At 59.3% G+C, this 13845-nt stretch carries 18 protein-coding genes; 7 read left to right on the plus strand and 11 right to left on the minus strand.

Annotated features, from left to right (window positions below; translation table 11 throughout):
• Positions 1-100 precede the first annotated feature (100 nt).
• The 7 genes from I6J72_RS07125 to I6J72_RS07155 all read right to left on the minus strand — a co-directional run bounded on the left by I6J72_RS07125 (position 101) and on the right by I6J72_RS07155 (position 5664).
• Positions 101-349, minus strand: coding sequence for a hypothetical protein (locus tag I6J72_RS07125; protein WP_204098695.1), 249 nt, complete (start codon positions 347-349; stop codon positions 101-103).
• Positions 349-942, minus strand: a complete 594-nt coding sequence (locus I6J72_RS07130; RefSeq protein ID WP_115021472.1) for a molybdenum cofactor biosynthesis protein B — start codon at positions 940-942, stop codon at positions 349-351. Before I6J72_RS07130 ends, I6J72_RS07125 begins: the two co-directional genes overlap by 1 nt.
• Before the next feature lie 146 nt (positions 943-1088).
• The gene (locus I6J72_RS07135; protein ID WP_115021471.1) at positions 1089-2594 is read right to left on the minus strand and encodes a S1C family serine protease; all 1506 of its coding nucleotides are present in this window, start codon (positions 2592-2594) and stop codon (positions 1089-1091) included.
• Positions 2595-2704: 110 nt separating this feature from the next.
• Positions 2705-4189: a HAMP domain-containing sensor histidine kinase gene (locus tag I6J72_RS07140; protein WP_239107236.1), complete on the minus strand. Its 1485-nt coding sequence runs from the start codon at positions 4187-4189 to the stop codon at positions 2705-2707.
• A 65-nt stretch (positions 4190-4254) separates the two neighbouring features.
• Positions 4255-4953 carry a response regulator transcription factor gene (locus tag I6J72_RS07145; RefSeq protein ID WP_039674526.1) on the minus strand — a complete coding sequence of 233 codons (699 nt, stop codon included), beginning with the start codon at positions 4951-4953 and terminating at the stop codon, positions 4255-4257.
• Between the two features lie 252 nt (positions 4954-5205).
• Positions 5206-5379, minus strand: coding sequence for a 50S ribosomal protein L32 (rpmF, locus tag I6J72_RS07150; RefSeq protein WP_039674524.1), 174 nt, complete (start codon positions 5377-5379; stop codon positions 5206-5208).
• A 15-nt stretch (positions 5380-5394) separates the two neighbouring features.
• Positions 5395-5664, minus strand: coding sequence for a type B 50S ribosomal protein L31 (locus I6J72_RS07155; protein WP_005530151.1), 270 nt, complete (start codon positions 5662-5664; stop codon positions 5395-5397).
• A gap of 504 nt (positions 5665-6168) precedes the next feature.
• On the opposite strand from I6J72_RS07155, the gene rpmB reads away from it, so the two are divergent.
• The 6 genes from rpmB to I6J72_RS07185 all read left to right on the plus strand — a co-directional run bounded on the left by rpmB (position 6169) and on the right by I6J72_RS07185 (position 9011).
• The gene (gene rpmB, locus I6J72_RS07160) at positions 6169-6405 is read left to right on the plus strand and encodes a 50S ribosomal protein L28 (RefSeq protein ID WP_005279911.1); all 237 of its coding nucleotides are present in this window, start codon (positions 6169-6171) and stop codon (positions 6403-6405) included.
• A gap of 2 nt (positions 6406-6407) precedes the next feature.
• Positions 6408-6572: a 50S ribosomal protein L33 gene (gene rpmG / locus I6J72_RS07165; RefSeq protein ID WP_010187624.1), complete on the plus strand. Its 165-nt coding sequence runs from the start codon at positions 6408-6410 to the stop codon at positions 6570-6572.
• A 3-nt stretch (positions 6573-6575) separates the two neighbouring features.
• The gene (gene rpsN / locus I6J72_RS07170) at positions 6576-6881 is read left to right on the plus strand and encodes a 30S ribosomal protein S14 (protein WP_039674518.1); all 306 of its coding nucleotides are present in this window, start codon (positions 6576-6578) and stop codon (positions 6879-6881) included.
• Positions 6882-6896: 15 nt separating this feature from the next.
• A complete protein-coding gene (gene rpsR / locus I6J72_RS07175) occupies positions 6897-7151 on the plus strand; it encodes a 30S ribosomal protein S18 (RefSeq protein WP_039674516.1) in 255 nt (84 codons plus the stop codon).
• A 262-nt stretch (positions 7152-7413) separates the two neighbouring features.
• Positions 7414-8208 (plus strand): hypothetical protein, encoded by a 795-nt coding sequence (locus tag I6J72_RS07180; RefSeq protein ID WP_204098697.1) that lies wholly within the window; start codon positions 7414-7416, stop codon positions 8206-8208.
• An 86-nt stretch (positions 8209-8294) separates the two neighbouring features.
• Positions 8295-9011: a TetR/AcrR family transcriptional regulator gene (locus tag I6J72_RS07185; RefSeq protein WP_115021468.1), complete on the plus strand. Its 717-nt coding sequence runs from the start codon at positions 8295-8297 to the stop codon at positions 9009-9011.
• 30 nt (positions 9012-9041) lie between these two features.
• On the opposite strand, the gene I6J72_RS07190 is transcribed toward I6J72_RS07185, so the two are convergent.
• A complete protein-coding gene (locus I6J72_RS07190) occupies positions 9042-9722 on the minus strand; it encodes a DNA-binding response regulator (protein WP_239107237.1) in 681 nt (226 codons plus the stop codon).
• Positions 9723-9828: 106 nt separating this feature from the next.
• On the minus strand, positions 9829-11073 hold the full coding sequence (locus I6J72_RS07195) for a serine/threonine-protein kinase (RefSeq protein ID WP_204098699.1): 1245 nt from the start codon (positions 11071-11073) through the stop codon (positions 9829-9831).
• A gap of 106 nt (positions 11074-11179) precedes the next feature.
• On the opposite strand from I6J72_RS07195, the gene I6J72_RS07200 reads away from it, so the two are divergent.
• Complete coding sequence (locus tag I6J72_RS07200) at positions 11180-11881, plus strand: hypothetical protein (protein WP_239107239.1); 702 nt, start codon at positions 11180-11182, stop codon at positions 11879-11881.
• Between the two features lie 36 nt (positions 11882-11917).
• Here the strand turns inward: I6J72_RS07200 and I6J72_RS07205 are convergent, their stop codons facing one another.
• A complete protein-coding gene (locus I6J72_RS07205) occupies positions 11918-12835 on the minus strand; it encodes a hypothetical protein (protein ID WP_239107241.1) in 918 nt (305 codons plus the stop codon).
• The gene (locus tag I6J72_RS07210; protein WP_204098700.1) at positions 12835-13728 is read right to left on the minus strand and encodes a hypothetical protein; all 894 of its coding nucleotides are present in this window, start codon (positions 13726-13728) and stop codon (positions 12835-12837) included. The genes I6J72_RS07205 and I6J72_RS07210 overlap by 1 nt, the downstream gene beginning before the upstream one ends.
• Positions 13729-13845: the final 117 nt, after the last annotated feature.

Here is a 13845-nt window from a genome sequence, read left to right on the forward strand (position 1 = left end):
GGCCTTCTTTCGTTTTCTGGGGCGGCCTTCGGCCTTTTGCGAATAGGTATGTGGCACTTGTGCCTCTTGTCCTGTTCGTTCCTCTGGCCCCTCTACTTCCCTACTGCGTCGAGCCGAAGTGAGGTGGCATATTTTCGCGGTAAAAAGCTTCGCCGGTGGGCTCGTCGTCGCCGCCAACAGCTGCAGCCTCGTCAAAGGAGACGCTGCGTAGCTCATCTTCTCCCCCGGTGTGCTCGGTGCTTCGAGCATTTAGGCTGGGAGCATCAAAACTGCGGTCATAATTCTCCGCAGTGGACGGGCGCTGCGCGCGGCGGCGACGGCGCGCAGGGCGCTGTTCAGAATGGTCCATTAGACGCTTGACTTCTGGAGCTGGTCGACGAGGTGGTGCACCAGCGGAGTCAGCGTGGCCATGCCGTCACGCACAGCGGCGCGAGAGGAAGCCACATTCACGATCACGGTGGAGCCAGACACACCAGAAATACCGCGGGACGTGCACGCATCCACTGCTCCACAGGCTTGGCCGGAGGAACGCAGTGCCTGAGCAACACCGGGAACCATTTGATCCAGCACCGCACGGGTCGCCTCCGGAGTTTTATCGCGAGGGCCCACGCCGGTACCGCCAATCGTGAGAACAAGATCCACGCCGCCGACAACACCAGTTTCAATGGCCTGGCGGATCTTAGACTTCTTCGAGCGAACTATCACCGCGCCATCGACGGTGAAGCCGGCTTCCACCAGCAGCTCACCTGCAAGGCGCGAAGTATCCTGTGCGGAGTCATCCGGGTGATCCGTAACGATGACGACTAGCGCACGGCGCGGGGCCTGCACGCTCTGTTCCTGTTCGCTGGCGAACAGGAACGCATCATCGGGTTCGTTGACGTCATCCAGCTCGTGCGAAGCGTCGCGTCCCAACAAGTCTGTGGTGTCGGTTTTCTCTGCCAAGGCGGTGTCTCCTTAAGGCCGAAGGCCCATCGTCATCTCAGTGTCGTCTCGATGTTGTCGCTGTGTTGTCTCTAGATCGTGCGTCTGGCGGTCGCTGCGCGGCCTAGAGACACAGAGGCTTCTAGGCCGCGTGGATATTTGTAAACTTACTCGCTCGCCAGCGTTACCTCTACCTGTCGCGAATCTTCGCTATCTGGCCTCGTCACCTCAAGAGTGACAGTCGCTCCAAATTCTTGGGAACGCGTAGCCGCGATGAGCGAATCAGAACTCTCAATGAGGCGGTCATCGACACGAGTGACAATATCGCCAGCCTTCAGCCCTGCCTTATCCGCGGGACTATCGCGGTCAACGTCAACGATTTCGGCTCCGTAGACATCGCTTTGCGCACGTACCTTTACACCCAAGGTGGGGTGCTTCACCTTGCCGTTGTTGATGAGCTCATCGGCCATGCGCTTAGCAAAGTTCGACGGGATAGCAAAGCCCAGACCAATTGAACCGCCTTCTGAACCTGTACCACTCGACAGCGAAGCAATCATCGAATTCATACCGATGATGTTGCCTTCCATGTCCACCAAAGGACCACCTGAGTTACCGGGATTAACCGCGGCGTCGGTCTGGATAGCGTCGATAAGCGATGACTCACCACCCTCCTGTGAGGCACGCACCGGCCGGTTCTTCGCCGAGACGATACCGGACGTCACCGTTGCGTTGAGGCCCAGCGGGGAGCCCACGGCCACAACTTCCTGCCCTACAGCTGCCGATTCGGAGTCACCAAACTCCAGGAAAGGAAGATCCGTAGCGTCATCAATCTTGATGACAGCAACGTCCGTCGTGGCATCCGACGCCACAAAGGTAGCGGAATGACGAGAACCGTCATTCATCGTGACCTCGAGACGTCCACCTTGGTCAGCACCGGCTACGACGTGGTGGTTGGTCAGAACATAGCCGTCTGGAGAAATGATGGATCCGGAACCTTCAGCACCGCCGGAACGGGTGATACTGAAGATAGACACCACCGCCGGAAGCACCTTCGATGCGACGTCCTCCACCGACCCTGCTGCAGGTTCCTTGCCAGTACTGTTGGCCACCGGCTTATTTTGCAGGACCTCGTTGACAGTCGAGGTGGAGTCGCCATTATTACCCATCGCGCCTACGACAGCGCCGGTAACGCCTCCGAGTGCCACCGCCCCCACGAGCATCATCGCCAGTGCAGTTCCTAACCCCACTTTGCGCTTCGGCTTTTCGTTCTGCTCATTCGGTACAAGGTGCACACCGGGTGCCTGCTGGTTCCCGAATGTTTGCTGGTTCTGAGCCGCCGGCTGAGAAGTACCGAATCCGCGGCCACGATAGGGCTGCTGGTTCTGAGGGCGCTGTCCGCCAAAGCCAGAGGCCGCACCGCTAACCGGACCCTGGTTGTGAGCCGAGGTTTGACCACCGTACGGGGCCTGGGCGGCGCGGAATGCGGGCGAGGACGGAGCTCCCGTCGCGCCTTGATTCATGTGGGGCCCGTCGCTGGGACGGTTGCCGAAACCGTTGGAACCTTGTGAGCCTTGAGCATCAGTACGGGGCTGGTTCCAACCAGTAGACTCGCTTCCCGCGTGCGTGCGGCGGGGATCCTGCGAGTGATCCATGTTCGAGTTCCTCATGTTCATGCTCTCTAGTGTGCCTTACCGTGCTGGCGTCGTTCTGTAGCAGTACTGTCATTCTGCTACGAGATGCTGAACGTTTCCTGTATGTACTGAACTGGGGTGGAACGCTCAAACTAGCCCTGGTTGAACCAGCGCTCCGCGAAGATTTTACCGCGGTCAGCAGGGCTCGCTGCCGGAAAATCATTGGGCTGTTCTTCAAGGCCGTCCACCATGGCATCGCCCTCGACCGGATAGCCGGGCAAAATGACCTCCATACGTGTGCCGCCATCAGCAGATTCCTTGATGGTGATGACGCCATTGTGTCGCTCAACGACGGCCTTGACGATGGCCAAGCCCAAGCCGGAGCCCGGCATCGAACGAGCCTCCGCGGAGCGATAAAAGCGCTCAAAGACCTTCTCGCGCTCCTCCGGAGCAATACCCGGACCGGAGTCATCAACTCGCAGACACACCTTATCCTCCGCCACCTGGCGCATGGATACACGCACCGTGCCGGTGGGCGGCGACCATTTGGCAGCATTGTCCATGAGGTTGAGGGTGGCGCGCCCCAAGGCGAAGGGGTCACCGTCGAGCCCCCACGGGATAAAGCGCACACGGAAGTCAACGTCTGGGCGGCGACGACGAGCACGGTTGAGGGAATTTTCCAGAACCTCATGAAGTTCGACTGGTTCTGGCTCCTTCTCCGTTGCATCCTCACGGGCAAGGTCAACAAGGTCACCAATAAGCGTGGAAAGCTCTGACATCTGCGCCATGACGTCTTCTTCAAGGTCACGGCGATCCTCTTCACTAATACCGAAACCGCCACCAGACTTATTCAGCATCATGAGCAATTCGATGTTCGTGCGCATCGAGGTTAGCGGAGTCTTCAGCTCGTGACCGGCGTCCGCAACGAACTGGGACTGCTGCACACGTGCGTGCTGGAGGGCACTGAGCATTCGGTTGAAGGACACCGTCAGCTGCGCCATCTCATCGTTGCTCACAACTTCAATCGGGCGCAGATCATTAGTCTGGGTGACGTAATCTGCGGCCCGCTTGAGGCGGGCGATCGGCTGCATACCGGTCTTCGACACCACCATGCCCGCAAAAATAGACAGCAGGACGCCGAACGCCACGATCATGAGCAAGGCGGAACCAACGGCAGCAATAAGCTCTTCGGTAGGCCCCAAATCCTGCGCCACCACCACCGTGGCCCCACCATCATGGGACCTGGCCAAGACGCGCTCGCCACCGACCGTGCGGATGGAGGTTTCCGTAGTGTCACCGTCGCGCTTGAAATCGCCGCCAACCGGCAGCGCATCACCATACGCAAAGGTTTCCGACGCTGGGGAGATAGAGACACGAGTGTCTGGATTGTAGAACTTGAAGGACGCGATCTCTTGGTCAATGTTGTTAACAAAGCTCGGGTCTTGGGCCTGACGGATCAACACGTCCGCCTGCTGAGCCATGTGCTTGTCGACGCTGGCGGTCATCGACACCGCTACTAACCAGTAGGTCACCAACGTCATGACCGCCACGGAAACGGCCACGACGACACCAGTAACGAGAGAAAGGCGCCATCGCAGTGGCGCCCGTGAAGCCCACCCACGTCGGCGAGGTGTCATGGCTACCTCGGTGGTAGCCGTTGAAGCTTCAGAAGGCACCGCGGGAGGCGCGGGCCTTCGGAGAATCACGCGGTGGCCTCCCTCATGACGTAGCCCACGCCACGCACGGTATGAATGAGTCGGGGTTCGCCATCTTCCTCGGTCTTCTTACGCAGATAGCCAATGTAGACTTCCAGCGCATTGCCTGACGTCGGGAAATCGTAGCCCCACACCTCTTCGAGGATGGTGTTTCGGGACAGCACCTTGCGCGGATTCTCCATCAACAGGTGCAGCAGAGCGAACTCCGTACGGGTCAGAGAAATCTGACGATCGCCGCGGGTTACCTCACGGGTATCAGCATCGAGCTTAAGGTCCTCGAAGCTCAGCTGAGTCTCGGCCGGCTGCTTGGACCCAATGGAGTCAGCTGCCGCACGGCGGACCAGGGAACGCACGCGAGCAAGAAGCTCCTCCAGCGCGAAGGGCTTGGGCAGGTAATCGTCAGCGCCCGCGTCAAGGCCAGCAACACGGTCAGACACGCCATCACGAGCAGTCAGCACGAGGATAGGGCGATCCCACCCTTCACTACGCAGGGTGCGGCAGACCTCAAGGCCGTCCATGTTTGGCATCATGACGTCGAGGATGAGCAATTCAGGGTTATCACGGTGCACTGCCTCAACAGCCTGCACACCATCAGCAGCCAACGCTACATCGTAGCCATTGAACTTCAGGGATCGGCGAAGCGATTCGCGTACGGCTTGCTCATCATCCACGACTAGAATCTTCATATAGCCAATTATGACTTACGAAGGGCATTTTCACGAAGCGAGCAGAATTTTTTCGCCCCCTTATATCCCCCCTTAAGGGAAAAGTCACCAACCTCATGCGTTGCACGGACATTGCACGGATGTTAACACCGCTGACAGGAGAGGAAAGACGAGTAAAAGAAGCAAAAATCCCCGAAGCATTCACTCAAGATGAATGATTCGGGGATGCTGTTCTCGCAGCCGGCTTAATACCTTAGACAGGCACTTAATACCTTAGAACTGCTCGACGTCGATGAGGCCGAGCTTGGCAGCCTTCACCAGGCGACGCGGAATGCGCACAGTCTGGCCGTCGATGGTGACTTCCTGGAGGGCGACGTTGTCAGCCTTCCACTGGGAACGGCGAGAGTGGGTATTCGCGCGGGACTTCTTAAACTTAGGAGTTGCCATCTTTTCCTATCCTCCTTACGCGTTCTTCTTCTTACGGCGAGCCATTGCGCCGAAGCGCTGGTTGAACTTCTCAACACGACCAGCGGTATCCATAACGCGCTGTGCACCGGTCCAGAACGGGTGGGACTCAGCGGTCACGTCAACGACGATGAGCGGGTACTCGTTGCCGTCTTCCCACTCAACGGTGCGGTCGGAGGTAGCGGTGGACTTGGTCAGGAAGGAGTGGCCGGTACCGGCGTCCTTGAAGACCACCGGGTGGTAATCCGGGTGGATATCTTTCTTCATATGTCGATTCCCTCAGGGTTGAACTACGGGTCGGTTCCTTCTCTCCACACAATCACTAGGTTCTAGGCCGGCCCATGATGCGTATTGCTGAACTGGCGCAGATTACGAAGATTAACTGTGCGCGTAAGGATCGTGCCCGAGTTGGGTCTCAATTCTTACAAACTGTGCGGCTCGCGCCGACAACTCGCAATATCCTACAGGCCACCGACCCTAAAACCTAAATCGGCAGAAGGCGGCACCACTCCCCTACCTTTATAATGGCGTGTTGCCTCCGTTTCCCCAGCGCGCATCTCTGGGTCACGAATCAGCGATTAGGTTCTGAGCTTCCTGGCATGTAAGATTTCCCCTTGCTGTTGTCAAAGTAATCGTTTTACGCCCTCATCAACTGGTGTTCAACGGAATTATGCCTCCTGCTCAACCTCACTTTTCGAGCGCCGCGCCTCACCGCGGCTAAGGCACTCCGTTAGTCGCTTTCGATGTGGGCGGCTAGGAGAAAGAAGACCCATGTCGGCTATTTGCCAGGTAACGGGCCGCAAGCCGGAATTCGGCAAGCAGGTCTCGCACTCGCACCGCCGCACCTCGCGCCGTTGGAACCCCAACGTGCAGCGTCGTCGGTACTACCTGCCCTCCGAGGGCCGTACCATCACCCTGAATGTTTCCACCAAGGGCATGAAGATCATCGACCGTGACGGCATTGAGTCCGTCGTGGCCAAGATTCGCGCACGTGGGGAGAAGATTTAACGATGGCACGTAATGATATCCGTCCAATCATCAAACTGAAGTCCACCGCGGGCACCGGCTACACCTACGTGACCCGCAAGAACAAGCGCAACAACCCGGATCGCATCACGCTCAAGAAGTTCGATCCGATTGTCCGCAAGCACGTCGAATTCCGCGAGGAGCGATAATCTATGGCTAAGAAGTCTAAGATCGCCAAGAACGAGCAGCGCAAGGAAATCGTCGCCCGCTACGCGGAGCGTCGCGCTGAGCTCAAGGCAATCATCAAGAACCCGAACACCCCGGACGACGAGCGCCTCGAGGCGCAGTTCGAGCTGAACCGTCAGCCGCGTGACGCCGCCCGCGTCCGCGTCCGTAACCGCGACTCCGCTGATGGACGTCCGCGCGGTTACCTCCGTAAGTTCGGTCTGTCCCGTGTCCGTATGCGCGGCATGGCTCACCGTGGTGAGCTGCCGGGCGTTCGCAAGTCCAGCTGGTAAAGGGGTAACCACACAATGGCTGTCAAGCGTAATAATCACAAGAAGTTCCGTATGGAGCAGACCCGTCGCCCGAAGAAGAACCCGCTCAAGGCCGAAGGCATCGAGCAGGTTGACTACAAGGAGATCAAGACCCTGCGTCTGTTCATCTCCGATCGTGGCAAGATCCGCTCCCGTCGCGTCACCGGTCTGACCCCGCAGCAGCAGCGTCAGGTTGCTACTGCCGTCAAGAACGCACGCGAAATGGCTCTCCTGCCGTTCACGTCCCGCTAAACACTAGCTGGTTTCAACAGCGCACTTTTGCCGCTGTACTCGTGACTCACTAGGACAGGACAAAAGAGCTTCTCAATCGCCGCCTCGTTCCTCATTTTGAGGAGCTGAGGCGGCGATTGTCGTTTCCCCTCCCCTTTCGCCTTCTTTTCGTTGCCACCGCCACCCCCCGGTTAGCTCTAGGCACCCACCGCGCTGCTTGTGCCTCTCGTACTGCTACATTGAAGAACAAGAATCACCCTGACCGAAAGGGGCTTTGAACCTTATGTCGCTGCACGAGTCGTTGACTGATCTAAGCGAGCTTGCTGCCCACTGCCACTCCCCCGCGCATGCCCGCGGCCTTCTGGAAGAGGCACAGGATCTCCTGCGCAATGCCACAGCGCACCGCGCCGATAGCCTCGAACTCGCAGCCTGGTTTTCCCGCATCGTAACGGATCTCGTACGCTCTCCGGGCCTCTCCAGCCCAGTACGTCTGACCGGGCCAGCTGCCCGCGGCGACCTGCTTCCTTCCATGCGCATCACGTGGCTCGGTGAGGATAAGCAACTCGAAAGCGTCGTGACTGACGCCGGCCTGCGGTGTTCTGCGGTGGCGGACACCACGTCCGCCCGGGCCGATGCCGGACTGCCCGTGGGCCATGGTGGTGAAGAAGAACTGTACGCCGATGCCTTGGCGAAGCGCCCTGCCCCGCTTACTCTCGTTGATGGGTTGCCTGACCGCACCGCAGACGTCGCCATCCGCACCTCGTTGCTGGCACCCGTCTCAGCTATTGCGCGCTGGGCTGCCCCGGCCCCGCGCCCGACCCCAGACCGCCTAGCCATCGGTGTCGAGCGCGAACTGCTCACCGCCAGTGAGGCCGAGGGCCTGAGTTTGGCGTGGGGCACGGGCATGGCGCTGGAGTTGGGGCGCTGGTACGAGGGCGTCGACAAGCACAGCGTCGCCCTTGGTGACCTTCCCCCGTTGGATCGCACTGCCTATGGTTCCGCGTGCCGCACAGTTTCTGCAACTGTGGAATCCATCGTGGCACGGCACGGTAGGGTGGTAGGCACTACGTCTGGGTAGTGAATTCAACGCTTCCCGCTCTAGGGAGTACGATAGTTAAGCTGAAAATATTTAATGAGTGACGCTCACCGAAGGGAGTCCGCCTGATGGCAGGTACCGTTGGCAGGCCGCGTAAGAATAGCCCGCGCCGTCGAGGCAACACTGCGCGCGAAGAAATCCTCGACGCCTCATCCGAGCTGTTCACGACACAGGGTTTCGCCACGACTTCCACGCACCAGATCGCCGATGCCGTGGGTATCCGTCAGGCTTCGCTGTACTATCACTTCCCGTCCAAGACGGATATTTTCCTTACCCTTCTCAACTCCACGATTGAGCCCTCGCTCGAACTGGCAGAGGAGCTCGCTGCCTCCGATGCAGCACCAGCGCAGCGCTTGTGGTCCCTCGTTGCCGCGGAGTCCCGTCTGCTGCTGACATCTGCGTGGAATGTGGGCCGTCTCTACCAGCTCCCGGTGGCTAACTCCCCGGACTTTGGTGAGTACCACGTGCAACGTGACCGCTTGAAGGAGCATTTCCGCTCCGCCGCTGCCGGCATTGTCGGCACGGATGACCCGCGCATCGAGCTGCCGTTCCACATCGCACTGTCAGTGATTGAGATGCGCCCCAACGATGGCACTGCACCGTTTGACGCCGCGCAGCGCGTGCCGGAGCAATCCGCCATGCTTGCCGACGCCGCCTTGGCCGTCCTCGGCACCACTCCCCCGGACAATGCAGAAGCCACGACCCTGGAGCTGCTCAAGAACCGCAACGACTCCATCTCGGCAGCCGCTGCAGCCGCCGCGGACCGTAAGAAGGCCGCGCGCTAGCGAGGCCTCCCAACAGCCTTAGGATAGTTTTTAGCGTCCGTGGCGGATGGCGTAGTGCGCTAGGAACGTCTTGTAGGGCTTGTAGACTTTCTCGCCGTCGGCTTTCAGGCTGTCGACGAGTCGATCCATCTTGTGATTCGTCTTCTTCTCAGTCCATTCGAGGGCATCCGCGATCTCGCGCACTGACGGAATATCGGCATCCGACGAGCCTGGCTTTTTCAGATAGCTGGCAAGCTGGCGCAACAGCTCTTCCTGCTCATCATTGGGCACATGCCGGGTACGGGTGCGCTCCTCCTCCAGCTCCTGCTCGCGCCTCGTACGCCGCGTAACATTGCTGTTCTCGACGTCAATGTACAGTTCATAGGGGCATTCCGGAGTCTCAAACGTGATTCGGGAAGGTCCTGGTGGAACTGCAGCCACAGATCGCGGACCAAGATCGATACGGGAGAATCCCTTCACTCCGCGTAATTCAATGCGCAATGGGATGTGGCTACCAATGTTGCTGATCATCCATCCTTGCCCGCCGTACCACAGTTGGAAGAGGTGGCGGTGGAGGGTAAGGTCTCCCTCACCCACGCGGAAATCACCTGCGCGGCCGACGATAACTTCTTCTCCTGGCGCGACAATCCTCACGCTGCCGATCAGGTCATCGATACGCAGTCTTGGGCCCCGTGCCGCCGACTGCGGCTGGGGTGTCTGTTGCGTGTTCATAGTCACCTCCGTTGACGACACTCCCGGCACAACGCGAACGTTGTACCGCAAAAATTGTCCTTCAGTGTAGCGGGAACTTCTGCTCGGCTTCTAGGCCACCGTCGGGTTATGCCACGATAGCCCAGGTCACCAGGAAAATAAGAATGATAACCACGACGGTCGCAGTGATAATAAGCGCGTTGCTGTTATCTTTCTTCGGCGGCGAGCTCAGCGCCGAAGGAACCCCTGACTGATTCTGGGCTACGGACGTTGGCGGAGTCACAGGAGTTGATGGCCGCACATGCGACGTGGTGGAAATGGGATTCGAGGGTGCCACGAACCCAGTAGGCCGCATGTTCTCAGTAGGCCGCGGGGGCTCTGGCCACTTTTGGGTGGGGGCCAGATGGGATGCTTGTTCCACGGTCTGTTCTTGATGTCCCGTGCCCGATTTCTGCGGTACGGCAGACGAAGAAGGGTTGGATATCTTCTCCAATGCCTGGATGAACTCCTCCGCCGTGGCGTAGCGCTGCATCGGAACACTATCGAGAGCTTTGCTGAGCACCTCCTGCACCTGACTAACCACTGCGGCGGTGTCGGGGGCAAGTACATCAGAAAAGGCCGCACTCGATAGCTCCGGAAGGCGGCGCTCACCACGCCACTCGCTGCGTGGCATCGTGTCCTTGAGGTGATGGAGCGTGAGCATTTCGAAGGCGATGAGCGCTAAAGAGTAGTCGTCAGCACGCGCCGACAAATCATCATCACCGTAGGCATGACCTTTATTCTCTGGCGCTAAGTACTTCTCTGTGCCCACGATGTGGCCAATCTTGGTCAGGCGTGACTGCCCTTCCTCGATACTGATGCCAAAATCTGAGAGGACAGCCGGCGGAAGACTACCGGGATTTTTCCTGAGCAGGATATTCGCGGGCTTAACATCGCGATGTACCCACCCGGGATGCAACTCATGGTGCATATAATCCAAGGCTGAGGCAATCGGCGTCAGGAAATACACGACTTCCTTCACTGTGAATCCTCGACCAGTTCGAGCGCGATCCTTGATTGCATGCGCCAGCGTTCCACCGTCAATAAACGCCATGACCATGACATCGTCGCCGCGTGGCGTTGATTCTTTGGAATAGAACTGGACAACGCCAGGGTGGCTGCCAATGCGGGTAAGCGCCTTCATCTCGTTGTGGAAACGAGCGCGGGAGGCTTCATCGCGGACGTCGTCCAGCAGCACCTTGACCGCAAGCTCACGGGAGAGGTCTGGATCCGTCGCGTGAAAGACTTGACCCATGCCGCCTTCACCCAGCAGGTACACCGTGGTGTAGCGCTTATGCTGGGTAAGCCACTCAACGAAATAGGAACTAGTCACCGCACCATTGCACCATATGCATTAGGTCTCATGATGTTGCCGTGTCGCGTCTCCCCCGAATGGAGGGTACTCCCCCTCGGATAATGGCGGTTCGTACACAACGATTATGATTTCTGTTGTTCTCAATCGTCTTTCCAAGGACCCTATGACCACCCCAGGATTTGGCAACAACTCTTTTTCCGAGCGCCCTAGCCCAAGCCCGGCTTCTGCTCTCCCTGCTTCGGCTCCCTCTGAGCAGCGGAACAACGTGCCAATTATCTGTGCCATTGCCATCCTCATCGCGCTGACGATCTCTGGCATCATTATTTGGAATGACGTGCGATCCACCAGCCAGGAGGTACCAACAAGTGAGCAGGCTTCTGCCACTGCTCCGATGACGATGGAGTCAGAAACCGAGTCCGGCGCTGATACCGGAGATAACGGTGAAAGCGGCCAGCCTAGCGCTTCCGGGGAGGCACCGCAGGAATCCGCTGGTGTTGCCGACGTGCCTCCTGGGCTGACTGCTGCTGGGTGGTCTGATGTCCCCGAGGCACGCTGCCAGCAAGGCGAAGAAATGGTCTTCGCCGCCGCCAGCGCGGACGATGATTCGCACATTGTTATCTGCGAAGGTAAGGATTCGCTTTTCTATCGCGGCATCTGGTCCAGTGGTGCTGCCTTCGGCCCAGCGAAGGGCGAGGGGACCGACTTTAGCGTGGCGATTCTCGATCCCACGAGTGGTGCCGATACCGGTTCGGTGCTCACCATCCGTGGCGGGCACTACGACATTGATGGCAAGTCCGGCGACTTCGACGTCTACTGGCCGAAGTAAAACCGCCCTTGAGCCAAGGGACTAGCACCCGTGCAGCTACACCGCTCCCTGCTGACAGCCAGCCGCCGGCCACTCAACCTCAGCCGACTCGAGCTGGGTAGCGAGGCGCGTAAGCATCTGTTGGGCATCGCCGTAGTCTCCGGAGTCTGCGCTGGCGTAGATGGCCACAGCCACGGTGTGGCCGCCAAGGGTAACAAGGCCCATCTGCCGAGCTTCATAGGATCCATCTTCGGCCGGGCCCCAGCCGCCTTTCTTGACCGCGCCTTCTAGGGTGCCCAGGCCGTACCTCTGGGCAGGATCGGGCTGGGCCATTGCGGCGAGAACCGGCTCCGCGCCGTCCATACAGCCCAGGGATGCCACGAACTCTGCCTGCTGCGCTACTGTCCACTGTGTCTGACCAACGGCGCTAAACCCCGGGCGTGGCGGGGTGGCTGGCACTGAGGTTGTGCCGCTGACCTCTTGTGTAGCCCGTGCAGCATCCTGCCCACCGCCAAGGGCTTCCCATAACGAGTCAGCCGCGGCATTGTCGGAGTACGTAATTGCCTGGGTGACGGTGCTGTCTTCCGCTACCCCGGCGCGCTCAGCGGCGATAGCGAGGGGGACCTTCGCGGTAGACCAGGCGGCAACGGGATCCGTCATGCCAGCCGCGAATACTGTTCCCCCACCCGCCACGGCGATGCCCGTTCCGGGGTTGTCCGCAGCGATGGACTCCAGGGCTTCCTGCGGGTCGGTGGCCTCAATCACGGGCAAGTCCTCCGTGGTAGCGGGTGCGGGTGCAGGTGCGGATTCAGGCAGCGTGGGCTGCGGTACCGATTCTTCTTCGGTGCCCTGGGACGCGGTCTCGGCCTCGTTGTTACCGGAGACTTCACCAATAGTGCAGGCACTCAGCAGTGCGACCGACAGGGCGGTCGCTGTGGCGAGCGCGGCGGTGCGGATTCGATAGATGCGGCGCATTAGACGATATACACAATCGCGTTATTGCCGCCTTTGCAGGTGACAAACTTGCCGTTGTCAGAGCAGTCCACTGTGTAGGTCTGCTTGGTTATCGGACTGTAGGCGTTGATCGTTGCGTTGAGCTCCTTAGTATCCACGTAGTGCTTCACGTACTCATCCCGCACGATGTTGGCAAAAGGTTCCGAAGTCACAGCGGAGCCGCGGTATACGTTGTTGAAATCGCCGCCTGGCTCATTGTTGCGTGCAGCATCGTTGACTGGCTGCGCGCCGTCGGGAAGCGCTGGGTGTTCGGGACGCTTTTCCGGTTCAGCGCTGGTGGTCTCTTCCTCGGAGGTCGTAGTCTCTGCAGCGGAGGTTGCTTCTTCGTCGGCGCCCGTGGTCTCCTCAGACACCTGTGCCTCAGTGGTCAGCGGCGGCTGGGCCTGGTTTCCGGTAGTGGAGTTCTTAAAGAAGAAGAGGTAGGCCAGCGCGGCGATGACGAGCAGCACGGCCAAGATAAGGACGGCGATGAGAATGATTTTTCCGCCGTTAGAGGACCCCGAGTGGGCAGCTGCCTGCTGCGGGTACGCGGCGTTGTAACCGCCGGCCGGTTGCTGTTGGTTGCCCCACTGATCTTGCTGTCCTTGGTTGCCAGCCCAGCCCTGCTGGTTCTGCTGGCCCCGGTGTCCCTGCTGGTTTGGCTGTCCTGCCTGTGCCTGCGGGGAGGAAAAGTGCTGAGTGGGCTGTTGGTCAGCTGGCGTTGCGAAAGGATTGGAGTAGTGGCGCTCCTGGGACAACGGGGATTGAAAGTCCACGGTATCCGGGTGCGTGTCCTTGCGGTTCTGGTTCGGTTGACCGCCGTGTCCCTGCGGTTGGGGCGTGCCGAAACCGTGGTTGTGTTCTGAGTCAGTCACCGGAGCCTCCGTTTCTACAGTGTCTGTAGCGCCTGCCGCTACTGCATATACGGTGTCTTCCATCTTTGCACAGTGTTGACCCGACTATAGTGATTAATCTTCTAGCCCAGTCCCAAA

It is taken from the genome of Corynebacterium sp. FDAARGOS 1242, assembly GCF_016889985.1.
In the GTDB taxonomy this organism is placed as follows: domain Bacteria; phylum Actinomycetota; class Actinomycetes; order Mycobacteriales; family Mycobacteriaceae; genus Corynebacterium; species Corynebacterium minutissimum_B.

What these genes read in the sequence shown, in the direction of transcription:
- rpmB (WP_005279911.1), top strand. Translation starts at nt 6,169, where the DNA reads ATGTCGGCTATTTGCCAGGTAACGGGCCGCAAGCCGGAATTCGGCAAG.
- I6J72_RS07155 (WP_005530151.1), bottom strand. Translation starts at nt 5,664, where the DNA reads ATGAAGAAAGATATCCACCCGGATTACCACCCGGTGGTCTTCAAGGAC.
- I6J72_RS07180 (WP_204098697.1), top strand. Translation starts at nt 7,414, where the DNA reads ATGTCGCTGCACGAGTCGTTGACTGATCTAAGCGAGCTTGCTGCCCAC.
- rpmG (WP_010187624.1), top strand. Translation starts at nt 6,408, where the DNA reads ATGGCACGTAATGATATCCGTCCAATCATCAAACTGAAGTCCACCGCG.
- I6J72_RS07125 (WP_204098695.1), bottom strand. Translation starts at nt 349, where the DNA reads ATGGACCATTCTGAACAGCGCCCTGCGCGCCGTCGCCGCCGCGCGCAG.
- I6J72_RS07145 (WP_039674526.1), bottom strand. Translation starts at nt 4,953, where the DNA reads ATGAAGATTCTAGTCGTGGATGATGAGCAAGCCGTACGCGAATCGCTT.
- I6J72_RS07140 (WP_239107236.1), bottom strand. Translation starts at nt 4,189, where the DNA reads ATGACACCTCGCCGACGTGGGTGGGCTTCACGGGCGCCACTGCGATGG.
- I6J72_RS07200 (WP_239107239.1), top strand. Translation starts at nt 11,180, where the DNA reads ATGATTTCTGTTGTTCTCAATCGTCTTTCCAAGGACCCTATGACCACC.
- I6J72_RS07190 (WP_239107237.1), bottom strand. Translation starts at nt 9,722, where the DNA reads ATGAACACGCAACAGACACCCCAGCCGCAGTCGGCGGCACGGGGCCCA.
- rpsR (WP_039674516.1), top strand. Translation starts at nt 6,897, where the DNA reads ATGGCTGTCAAGCGTAATAATCACAAGAAGTTCCGTATGGAGCAGACC.
- I6J72_RS07135 (WP_115021471.1), bottom strand. Translation starts at nt 2,594, where the DNA reads ATGAACATGAGGAACTCGAACATGGATCACTCGCAGGATCCCCGCCGC.
- I6J72_RS07185 (WP_115021468.1), top strand. Translation starts at nt 8,295, where the DNA reads ATGGCAGGTACCGTTGGCAGGCCGCGTAAGAATAGCCCGCGCCGTCGA.
- I6J72_RS07205 (WP_239107241.1), bottom strand. Translation starts at nt 12,835, where the DNA reads ATGCGCCGCATCTATCGAATCCGCACCGCCGCGCTCGCCACAGCGACC.
- rpsN (WP_039674518.1), top strand. Translation starts at nt 6,576, where the DNA reads ATGGCTAAGAAGTCTAAGATCGCCAAGAACGAGCAGCGCAAGGAAATC.
- rpmF (WP_039674524.1), bottom strand. Translation starts at nt 5,379, where the DNA reads ATGGCAACTCCTAAGTTTAAGAAGTCCCGCGCGAATACCCACTCTCGC.